Source organism: Pseudoxanthomonas sp. LH2527 (assembly GCF_022539275.1).
In the GTDB taxonomy this organism is placed as follows: domain Bacteria; phylum Pseudomonadota; class Gammaproteobacteria; order Xanthomonadales; family Xanthomonadaceae; genus Pseudoxanthomonas_A.
Genome location: NZ_JAKZBW010000050.1, coordinates 1 through 10,325 on the forward strand (window position 1 = coordinate 1; position 10,325 = coordinate 10,325).

11 protein-coding genes are annotated in these 10,325 nt (G+C 69.6%); all 11 read left to right on the forward strand.

What is annotated here, in order from left to right; all coding sequences use genetic code 11:
* Nucleotides 1-25: 25 nt before the first annotated feature.
* The 11 genes from ccmA to MMG85_RS18170 all read left to right on the forward strand — a co-directional run bounded on the left by ccmA (nucleotide 26) and on the right by MMG85_RS18170 (nucleotide 10,203).
* Nucleotides 26-646 (forward strand): heme ABC exporter ATP-binding protein CcmA, encoded by a 621-nt coding sequence (gene ccmA / locus MMG85_RS18120; protein WP_241047311.1) that lies wholly within the window; start codon nucleotides 26-28, stop codon nucleotides 644-646.
* A 244-nt stretch (nucleotides 647-890) separates the two neighbouring features.
* On the forward strand, nucleotides 891-1,577 hold the full coding sequence (gene ccmB, locus MMG85_RS18125) for a heme exporter protein CcmB (RefSeq protein ID WP_241047303.1): 687 nt from the start codon (nucleotides 891-893) through the stop codon (nucleotides 1,575-1,577).
* A 13-nt stretch (nucleotides 1,578-1,590) separates the two neighbouring features.
* Nucleotides 1,591-2,349 (forward strand): heme ABC transporter permease, encoded by a 759-nt coding sequence (locus MMG85_RS18130; protein ID WP_241047304.1) that lies wholly within the window; start codon nucleotides 1,591-1,593, stop codon nucleotides 2,347-2,349.
* On the forward strand, nucleotides 2,346-2,513 hold the full coding sequence (gene ccmD / locus MMG85_RS18135) for a heme exporter protein CcmD (RefSeq protein WP_055944050.1): 168 nt from the start codon (nucleotides 2,346-2,348) through the stop codon (nucleotides 2,511-2,513). Before MMG85_RS18130 ends, ccmD begins: the two co-directional genes overlap by 4 nt.
* A 3-nt stretch (nucleotides 2,514-2,516) precedes the next feature.
* Entirely contained in the window at nucleotides 2,517-2,978 is a 462-nt protein-coding gene (ccmE, locus tag MMG85_RS18140; protein ID WP_241047305.1) for a cytochrome c maturation protein CcmE, read from the forward strand.
* A gap of 531 nt (nucleotides 2,979-3,509) precedes the next feature.
* A complete protein-coding gene (locus MMG85_RS18145; RefSeq protein WP_241047306.1) occupies nucleotides 3,510-5,450 on the forward strand; it encodes a heme lyase CcmF/NrfE family subunit in 1,941 nt (646 codons plus the stop codon).
* The gene (locus tag MMG85_RS18150) at nucleotides 5,447-6,043 is read left to right on the forward strand and encodes a DsbE family thiol:disulfide interchange protein (RefSeq protein WP_277399950.1); all 597 of its coding nucleotides are present in this window, start codon (nucleotides 5,447-5,449) and stop codon (nucleotides 6,041-6,043) included. The genes MMG85_RS18145 and MMG85_RS18150 overlap by 4 nt, the downstream gene beginning before the upstream one ends.
* Nucleotides 6,040-6,498: a cytochrome c-type biogenesis protein gene (locus tag MMG85_RS18155; RefSeq protein WP_241047307.1), complete on the forward strand. Its 459-nt coding sequence runs from the start codon at nucleotides 6,040-6,042 to the stop codon at nucleotides 6,496-6,498. The genes MMG85_RS18150 and MMG85_RS18155 overlap by 4 nt, the downstream gene beginning before the upstream one ends.
* Complete coding sequence (locus MMG85_RS18160) at nucleotides 6,498-7,514, forward strand: tetratricopeptide repeat protein (protein ID WP_241047308.1); 1,017 nt, start codon at nucleotides 6,498-6,500, stop codon at nucleotides 7,512-7,514. Before MMG85_RS18155 ends, MMG85_RS18160 begins: the two co-directional genes overlap by 1 nt.
* 616 nt (nucleotides 7,515-8,130) lie before the next feature.
* Nucleotides 8,131-9,063: an endonuclease/exonuclease/phosphatase family protein gene (locus MMG85_RS18165; RefSeq protein WP_241047309.1), complete on the forward strand. Its 933-nt coding sequence runs from the start codon at nucleotides 8,131-8,133 to the stop codon at nucleotides 9,061-9,063.
* 27 nt (nucleotides 9,064-9,090) lie between these two features.
* The gene (locus MMG85_RS18170) at nucleotides 9,091-10,203 is read left to right on the forward strand and encodes a homoserine O-acetyltransferase (RefSeq protein ID WP_241047310.1); all 1,113 of its coding nucleotides are present in this window, start codon (nucleotides 9,091-9,093) and stop codon (nucleotides 10,201-10,203) included.
* The last annotated feature ends 122 nt before the right edge of the window (nucleotides 10,204-10,325 follow it).

The window sequence follows — 10,325 nt, forward strand, 5'->3', positions numbered from 1 at the left end:
CGACGCCGCTCCCCGCCACCCGCCATTGCTGGCTGCCCGCGCCCTGGCGTTCTCGCGCAATGACGAACCGGTGTTCGGGCCGCTGGATTTCGCCGTGGACGCAGGCGAGGCGCTGCTGGTGCAGGGCGGCAACGGGGTCGGCAAGACCACCCTGCTGCGGGTGCTGGCCGGCCTGCTGCGTGCCGATGCCGGCCAGATCGACATCGACGGCCAGCCCGCCGGCCCGTCGCGCCGGGCGCATGCGATGGCCTACCTCGGCCACCTGCCCGCGCTGAAGGCCGACCTCAACACGCTGGAAAACCTCAACTTCCTCTGCGGCCTGCACGGTCGCCGCGCGCGCCAGATGCCCGGCAATGCGCTGGCGATGGTGGGCCTGGCCGGTTACGAGGACGCCCTGGCCCGCCAGCTCTCCGCCGGCCAGAAGAAGCGCCTGTCGCTGGCCCGCCTATGGCTGTCGCCCTCGCCGCTGTGGCTGCTCGACGAGCCCTACGCCAACCTCGACCTGGACGGCATCAACCTGGTGAACCGCATGATCTCCGCGCACCTGCGCGACGGCGGCGCCGCCCTGGTCACCACGCACGGCGCCTATGCCGCGCCGCCGGTGCAGACGCGGATGCTGGTGCTGGAACGGGCAGGCTCGGCATGAGACAGCCGACCATGTCCCCGAATCCGCCTTGCACCGCCCCCTCCCCCGTTCACGGGAGAGGGCTGGGGTGGGGGCAAACCGGCGCTCATGGATTCGCCGATACGGCGCTGCATCGAGTGTCGCGTATGCAGGGAAGTCGCCTGTGGAATTCCCTTGCCGCCATCACTGCAAACGACTCCGCCTCGCCCCCATCCCAACCTTCCCCCGCGCGCGGGGGAAGGGGCTGCTTCATGGGCCCCCACGCATGACCACCGCGCCCTCGCTGCTCCAGACCGCCCGCGCCCTGATCACCCGCGATGTGCAGCTGCTCTGGCGCCGTCGCGGCGACGCGCTGCAGCCGGCGCTGTTCGCGCTTCTGGTGGTGGTGCTGTTCGCGCTCGGCCTGGGCACGTCGCCGCAGGCGCTGTCGAAGGTCGCGCCGGCGGTGCTGTGGGTGGCCGTGCTGCTGGCCGGCCTGCTGTCGCTGGACACGCTGTTCCGTGGCGATGCCGAGGACGGTTCGCTCGAACAATGGATCCTGGCGCCGGTGCCGCTGGCCTGGCTGGTGCTGGTGCGCGTGCTGACCCACTGGGCCACCACCGCGCTGCCGCTGGTGATCGCGGCGCCGGTGCTTGGCGAGATGCTGCACCTGCCGCGCAGCGAACTGCCGATGCTGCTGGCCACGCTCGCACTGGGCACGCCGCTGCTGAGCCTGCTGGGCGCGGTGGTCGCCGCGCTGACGGTCGGCATGAGGCGCTCTGGTATCCTTGTGGCCCTGCTGGCGCTGCCGCTGTACGTGCCCGTGCTGGTGTTCGGCGCCGGTGCCGTCGCCGCCAGCGCACAAGGGCTGGATGCCTCCGGCGCCCTCCTCTGGCTGGGCGCCGGCCTGCTGCTCTCGCTGCTGCTGGCGCCGCTGGCGGCCGCCGCGGCGATCCGCATCGCCCTGACCTGAAGACCGCCGCCGCATGAATCCCCTCGTCCGCTGGTTCCACCAACTCGGTTCACCGCCCTACTTCGACCGCTTCGCGGCGCGCTGGACGCCGTGGTGCTACCTGGCCGCCCTCGTGCTGCTCGGCGTCGGCCTGTGGCAGGCGCTGTTCGTGGTACCGGCCGACTACCAGCAGGGCGACAGCTTCCGCATCCTCTATATCCACGTGCCCAGCGCGTGGATGAGCATGTTCGTGTTCGGCCTGATGGCGTTCTACGCGGCCATCGCGCTGGTCTGGCGCATCAAGCTGTGCGAGATCCTGGCGATGGCCTGCGCGCCCACCGGCGCCGCCTTCACCGTCATCACCCTCGCCACCGGCAGCATCTGGGGCAAGCCGATGTGGGGCACGTGGTGGGACTGGGATCCGCGCCTGACCACCGAACTGATCCTGCTGTTCCTCTATCTGGGCGTGATGGGCCTGTACGGCGCCATCGACGACCGCCGCAGCGCCGCGCGCGCGGCCGGCCTGCTGGCCATCGTCGGCGTGGCGCTGCTGCCGGTGATCCGCTACTCGGTGGTGTGGTGGAACTCGCTGCACCAGGGCCAGACCATCCGCGTGTTCGGCGAATCCAGCATGGACGACAGCATGCTGCTGCCGCTGGTGCTGATGGTCATCGCCACCAAGTTCTGGTTCCTTGGCTCGCTGCTGGCGCGCGCCCGCGCCGACAACCTGCGCCGCGAAGCCGGCAAGGACTGGGTGGCCAAACTCGCCGCCACCCGGGAGACCGCGCCATGACCTATCTGGAATACGTCATCGGCGCCTACGCCGTATTCGCCGTGGTGCTGGGCTGGGACTTCCTGGCACCGCGCCTGCAGGTGCGCCGCGAACTGCGCGCCGCCCGCCTGCGCGTGGCGCGCGACGCCCGCCGCCACGCCGCCCCCGCCGATCTGGAACGCTGACCGATGAACCCCGTACGCCGCCGTCGCCTGCTGTTCGTGCTGCTCGCCCTCGTGGTGGCCGGCATCGCCACCACGCTCATCGCGATGGCGCTGGAACGCAACGTGGCCTACCTCTACACCCCTGCCGAAGTCCTGCGCGGCGACGCCAAGCAGGCGCGCTTCCGCCTCGGCGGCATGGTGGAAAAGGGTTCGTTCGCCCGCGAGGCCGGCTCGCTGACCTCGCACTTCCGCGTCACCGACGGCGATGCGCAATTGACGGTGCGCTACGGCAAGATCCTGCCGGACCTGTTCCGCGAGGGCCAGGCCGTGGTCGCCACCGGCACCATGCAGGACGGCGTGTTCGTCGCCGAAGACGTGCTGGCCAAGCACGACGAGGCGTACATGCCGAAGGAAGTCGCCGACAAGATGGGCAAGGCGCACCAGAAGCACGACGTGCCCGCCGCACCCGCGGGGTCGACGAATTGAGCCTCGCACCTGCCGGTCACTCCCTTCTCCCCGCGAGCGGGGAGAAGGTGCCCGGAGGGCGGATGAGGGGCGCTTTTGCTTCCCAACGCATGCGCACGAATCCCGACCAGCGCCCGCGGACGCAATCCCCTCGTTTGAACGTCGGCGACTCCGCTCACCCCTCACCCGCCTTCGGCACCCTCTCCCCGCTGCGCAGGGAGAGGGACTGCGAGTCGCAGAGCGAAGGACGGTTACGCTCGGCGCTGCGCCGCGCTGAAGCAATCTCGTCCCTTCTCCCCGCGAGCGGGGAGAAGGTGCCCGAAGGGCGGATGAGGGGCGCTTCTGCTGTTGGGCTCCGCGCGACCCCCGAACTGCCGCGCGCGTTGATACCTCCCGGCTCGCAGACGCCCACCACCTCCGTTCGCCCCTCACCCGCCTTCGGCACCCACCCCGGCCTGGCGCAGCGCGCCCGGCGTTCAAACGATCTGCGTGGCATGCCGCGCAAGCAGATCCTTCTCACCCCCGCCCGCAGGGCGAGGGGATGGAATACGCATGCTTCCTGAACTCGGACAAATCGCGCTGATCCTGGCGCTGCTGGTGGCCATCCTGCAGTCGGTGCTGCCGCTGGCCGGCGCACAGCGCAACAAGAGCGCGTGGATGGCGGTCGCGCGCCCAGCCGCGTACGCGCAGCTGTGGCTGGTGATGCTGGCCTTCATCGCGCTGACCGTGGCGTTCGTGAAACAGGACTTCTCGGTCAAGTACGTGGCCGACAACTCCAACTCGCTGCTGCCCATGGTCTACCGCTACACCGCGGTCTGGGGCTCGCACGAGGGTTCGCTGCTGCTGTGGGCGCTGGTGCTGGCGATCTGGACCGGTGCGGTGGCGCTGTTCTCGCGACGCCTGCCGGACGTGGTGATGGCGCGCGTGCTGGGCGTGATGGGCGTGGTGGCGATCGGCTTCCTCGCCTTCCTGATCTTCACCTCCAACCCGTTCGTGCGCCTGCTGCCGTCGCCCGGCGAAGGGCGCGACCTCAATCCGCTGCTGCAGGACCCGGGGATGATCATCCATCCGCCGCTGCTGTACGTGGGCTACGTCGGCTTCGTGGTGCCGTTCGCGTTCGCCATCGCTGCGCTGCTCGACGGCCACGTGGACGCGCGCTGGCTGCGCTGGACGCGGCCGTGGACCAACATCGCCTGGGGCTTCCTGACGCTGGGCATCGCGCTGGGCAGCTGGTGGGCGTACTACGAGCTGGGCTGGGGCGGCTGGTGGTTCTGGGATCCGGTCGAGAACGCCAGCTTCATGCCGTGGCTGGTCGGCGCGGCGCTGATCCATTCGCAGGCCGTCACCGAGAAGCGGGGCGCGTTCCGCGGCTGGACCCTGCTGCTGGCCATCGCCGCGTTCTCGCTGTCGCTGCTGGGCACGTTCCTGGTCCGCTCGGGCGTGATCACCAGCGTGCACGCGTTCGCCGCCGATCCCACCCGCGGCGTGTTCATCCTGATCTTCCTCGGCCTCGTGATCGGCAGCTCGCTGCTGCTGTACGCGTTGCGCGCGCCGCAGCTGGCCGATGGCGAAGCGGAGAAGTCGTACTTCGCCGCCAGCTCGCGCGAGACGCTGCTGCTGGCCAACAACCTGCTGCTGACCGCCGCCTGCGCGATGGTGCTGCTGGGCACGCTGTACCCGCTGATCGCCGATGCGTTGAACCTCGGCAAGATCTCGGTCGGTCCGCCGTACTTCAGCCTGCTCTTCATCGTGCTGATGGCGCCGCTGGTGGCGCTGGTGCCGTTCGGGCCGATCACCAAGTGGCAGCGCGACAACCTGGCCAAGCCGTTCGCCATGCTGCTGCCGTGGGCCGGGCTGGCGCTGGTGCTGGCCGCCATCGCGTACTTCATGGCGCCGCAGGGCAAGCTGAAGGTCGCCGCCGGCATCCTCGGCGCGGCCTGGGTCGGCCTGGGCACGCTGCGCTTCGTCTGGCAGCGCCTGCGCGCCAACGGCCGCTTCACCCCCGAAATGCTCGGCATGACGCTGGCGCACACCGGCGTGGCGGTGTTCCTGGTCGGTGCGCTGCTGGTGGAAGCGCTGAACGTTCAGCGCGAACTGGCGGTCAAGCCGGGCCAGACCGTCGAGGTCGGCCGCTGGGGATTCCACTTCCAGGGCGTCGATGAAACCCAGGGCCCCAACTACCTGTCCGACCGCGGCCACGTGCAGGTGCTGCGCGACGGCAAGCCGGTGGTGCTGCTGCATCCGGAAAAGCGCGCCTACGCCAGCGGTGGCCAGGTGATGACCGAAGCCGGCATCAAGCCCGGTGTGCTGGGCGACGTCTACGTCGCCATCGGCGAACCGCTCGGCAACGACGCCTGGGCGCTGCGCGTGCACATCAAACCCTTCGTCCGCTGGATCTGGCTCGGCGCCGCGCTGATGGCGCTGGGCGGCTTCGTCACCGCCGCCGACCGCCGGTTCCGCAACCCCAGGAAATCCGAGGTGCGTCCCGCATGAGCAACGCTTCCGAACTCCCGCCCTCGCCGCCGCGCTCGCGCGGTGCGCTGACCTTCGCGCTGGTCATCATCGGCCTGTTCTTCGTCGGCCTGATGGGCCTGCTGTACTACGGCGTGTCGCAGTCCGACCGCGCCGGCCGCGATGCGCTGCCGTCGCCGCTGATCGGCAAGCCCGCGCCCGCGTTCGAGCTGCCGCTGCTGCACGACCCCGCCAAGCGCGTCACCAACGCCGACCTCGCCGGCCAGCCCTACGTGATGAACGTATGGGGCAGCTGGTGCCCGGAATGCCGGGTCGAGCACCCCATCCTCACCCAGTTCGCGCTGACCAAGCGCGTGCGCTTCATCGGCTACAACCTCAAGGACGAACGCGAGGACGCGCTGCGCTGGCTGGAGCAGTTCGGCAACCCCTACATGATGGTCATCGCCGATCTCGAAGGCCGCGCGGCCATCGACTGGGGCATCTACGGCGCGCCGGAAACCTTCCTCGTCGACGGCAACGGCATCGTCCGCTGGAAGCATGTCGGCGCCATCGACCAGGCCATCATCGACCACCAGCTGATCCCGGCGCTGGACAAGATCGAAGCCGGCCAATGAGCACGCGATTCCCCGCCCTGCTGCGCCGCCTCCTGCTCGCGGTCCTGCTCGCGACCGCGGCGCCGGTATTCGCCCAGGCCAGCGACCCCACTCCGCTGCAGTTCACCGACGCGAGCGAGGAAGCCCGCTTCCACGCGCTCACCGCCGAACTACGCTGCGTGATGTGCCAGAACCAGTCGCTGGCCGACTCCAACGCGCAGATCGCCCACGACCTGCGCCGCGAAGTGCTGGACCTGATGCGCCAGGGCAAGAACGACGCCCAGGTGAAGCAGTTCCTGGTCGAGCGCTATGGCGAGTTCGTGCTGTACAAGCCCGATGTCGCACCGGCCACCTACATCCTCTGGTTCGGCCCGCTGTTGCTGCTGCTGGCCGGCGGCGTGTGGGTCGGCCGCATCGTCGCCAAGCGCGCGAAGCAACCGGCGCCCGCCACCGACGACACCGACCAGGAGTGGTGATGACCACCTTCGTGATCCTCGCCATCGTGCTGTCCCTGGCCGTGCTGCTGGCGGTGCTGTGGCCGCTGTGGCGCGACGCGCGCGGGCTGGTGCTGGCCGGCGTGGCGACGCTGGGCATCGCCACGTTCGCGCTGTATCGCGTGGTCGGCACCCCCGCCGCGCTCGAACCGCAGGCCGCGGCCGCCATGCCGGCGACGCTGGACGACGCCGTCGCGCAGCTCGAAGCCGAACTGAAGAAGCAGCCCAACGAACCCGAAGGCTGGCGCCTGCTGGGCAAGTCCTACGCCGCCCTGCAACGCTTCGACGACGCGCAGAAAGCCTTCGAGCGCGCCGTACAGCTGCTGCCCACCGACGCCGACCTGCTGGTCGAAGCCGCGCAGGCACGCCTGTTCAACAACCCCGATCGCAAGCTCGACACGCAGGCCATCGCACTGCTCGACCAGGCTATCGCCATCAATCCCGACCACCAGCGCGCACTGTGGTTCGTCGGCCTCGCGCAGCGGCAGGAAGGCAAGCACGCCGAGGCGGCGAAGACCTGGGAACCGCTGCTGGCCAAGGTCGACCCCAACACCGCCGCCACCTTACGCACGCAGATCAACGAAGCCCGCGCGGAAGCCGGTCTGCCGCCGCTGGCGGAGACAGCACCCGCACCGGCCACCGACAGCGCACCTGCACTGCTCACGGTCACCGTCGATCTCGCACCAGCCCTGAAGGACAAGCTCGCCCCCGGCGACACGCTGTTCGTGTTCGCCCGCCAGGTCGGTGGCCCGCCGATGCCGGTCGCCGCCAAGCGCCTGCCGGTGTCCGCGTTCCCCGTGACCGTGCCGCTCGGCGACGGCGACAGTCCGATGCCTACGATGAAGCTGTCGCAGCTGCCACAGGTGCAGCTGGTCGCCCGCATCGCCAAGGGCAACGGCCCCGCCGCCCAGAGCGGCGACCTGGAAGCCACCGCCGTCACCGCCGACGTCAAGGCCGGCAGCACCTACACGCTGACGATCGATCGCGTGGTGCCGTAAGCACGGCATTCCCTCCCTCGCGCGGCGACGTTCCTTCTCCCTGCGAAGCGCAGCGACGTTCCTTCTCCCCGCGAAGCGCAGCGATGTTCCTTCTCCCTGCGAAGCGGGGAGAAGGTGGCCGGAGGCCGGATGAGGGGCGCTCTTCGCGTAGAACCCTCCGCGGTCCCATCGCAGAGGCGCGTTGATCGTCCATCGCAGCGCAAGGACCCTGTCTCCGCTCGCCCCTCACCCGCCTTCGGCACCCTCTCCCCGCTTGCGCAGGGAGAGGGGGTGCGACCCGCACCTTGCTGGACTCGGACACGCCGCGCTCTCCCACGTGACGCCATCTGCTCCCTTCTCCCCGCCTGCGGGGAGAAGGTGCCCGAAGGGCGGATGAGGGGCGCTCTTCGCGCAGAACTCTCCGGGCCACGCATTTGACGCACGTTGACCACCGATCGCAACGCCAGCATCCCCACTCCGCTCGCCCCTCACCCGCCCTTCGGGCACCCTCTCCCCGCTTGCGCAGGGCGAGGGGAGCGAAACACTGCACAGCGGATCAACCACGATGCCTCGATGAAATGGCATCGCCCGGCCGCACTGCCTACACTCCGGCGATGATCCAAGCCTCAACCGCCACGTGAGCCGCACCCGTCTCCTGTCCCGGATCGCCTTGTGGATCGGCGGACCTGCGCTGCTCGGACTGCTGCTGCCGCTGCAGCGCGCATGGATGCCCGGCCAGGGATCCATCGGCTGGGCGCTGGATCTGTTCGCGCACTGGCAGCCGCTGTACGGCGCGGTCTGGCTGATCGCCTGCATGCTGGGCGCGCTGCGTGACAGGCGCTGGCTGCTGGGCCTGCCACTGCTGGCCTTGCCATGGCTTACCGCCAGTCCCGCTGCTCCACGCTTGGAGGCTTTGCCGGATCTCGTGGTGGCGGTCGCCAACGTCAACATCCGCCAGCACGACCCCGACGCACTGCTCGAGTGGTTGCAACAGAAGCCGGCCAATCTCGTGGTGCTGACCGAACTGTCGCCGGACTACGCCGCCGCGCTGGCCGAACGGCGGTACGGCGGTTTCGCACACCACGCGCTGCATCCGCTCGCATCTCCGCCCGGCCTGGGCGTGCTCTCCGACCGCCCCCTGCACAACGTGCGCGTGCTGCCCGACGGTCTGGGTGCGCTGCGGATTGAGGCCGATCTCGATATCGACGGACGTGCGGTCCACCTCGTCGCCGCGCACCCGAAGCCGCCCATGGCCACGCGCAAGTACCGCGCACGCGATGGCCTGCTGCGCGAACTCGCCTCGGCGGCTAAGACTCGACCGACCATCGTCGCCGGCGACCTCAATGCCACGCCATGGTCCAGTGCGTTGCTCGGCAGCGACCTGCGTTCCCTGCGTCGCGTTTCGGGATGGGCACCTACCTACCCCAGTGAGGCCCGCGGCTGGTTCGGTATCGGCATCGACCATGTGCTGGTCTCGTCGGGGTTTGCCGGCACGCACGCGGAACGTGGACCCGATATCGGTTCGGACCACTTGCCGGTGCGAGTCGGCTTGCGCTGGCAGGGCGAATAGCGCCGCCCGGGTCGCTACACTTGGCGAATGACCGAATTCATCCCCCCCGGCACCCGCTTCCATCCCCTGCCCTCGCCGTTCCGCATGAAGCGCGGCGGCGCGCTGCATGGCGCGCGGATGGCGTACGAAACCTGGGGCACGCTCAACGAGCGCCGCGACAACGCGGTGCTGATCGTCACCGGGCTGTCGCCGGACGCGCATGCCGCACGCAATCCGGGCAACCACGCCGAGGGCTGGTGGGAGGCGATGCTTGGGCCGGGCAAGCCGATCGACACCGACCGCTGGTTCGTGGTCTGCGTCAATTCGCTGGGCAGCTGCAAGGGCTCGACCGGCCCCGCTTCCATCAACCCCGACACCGGCACGCTGTACCGCCTCGACTTTCCCGAACTGTCGGTGGAAGACGGCGCCAACGCGGCGTTCGACGTGGTGCGCGGGCTGGGCATCGAGCAACTGGCCTGCATCATCGGCAACTCGATGGGCGGCATGACCGCGCTGGCCTACCTGCTGCTGCACCCCGGCGCCGCACGCACGCACATCAACATCTCCGGCAGTGCGCAGGCGCTGCCGTTCTCCATCGCCATCCGCTCGCTGCAACGCGAGGCGATCCGCCTGGATCCGAACTGGAACGGCGGCCAGTACGACGACGACACGTATCCCGAATCCGGCATGCGCATGGCGCGCAAGCTGGGCGTGATCACCTACCGCTCGGCACTGGAATGGGATGGCCGCTTCGGCCGCGTGCGGCTGGAATCGGACCGCCCCGACGAGGAACCGTTCGGCCTGGAGTTCCAGGTGGAGAGTTACCTGGAAGGCCATGCGCGCCGCTTCGTGCGCCGCTTCGATCCCAACTGCTATCTGTACCTCAGCCGCTCGATGGACTGGTTCGACCTGGCCGAGTATGCCGATGGCAACGTCGAGAAGGGCTTGGCGAAGATCCGCGTGCAGCGCGCACTGGCGGTCGGCGCCACCACCGACATCCTGTTCCCGCTGCAACAGCAACAGCAGATCGCCGAAGGTCTGGCCGCAGGCGGCGCGCAAGCGGAATTCCTGCCGCTGGAATCGCCGCAGGGGCACGACGCGTTCCTGGTGGATTTCGAACGGTTCGGCCCGGCGGTGGCGGGATTCCTGGCCGGCATCTGAGCCCCGCTGTTCCCTTCTCCCTCCGGGAGAAGGTGGCGCGCAGCGCCGGATGAGGGTGTGCGAACCGCCGAACCCACCCCACTCCGCCCACCCTCACCCCAACCCCTCTCCTGTCTCTTATA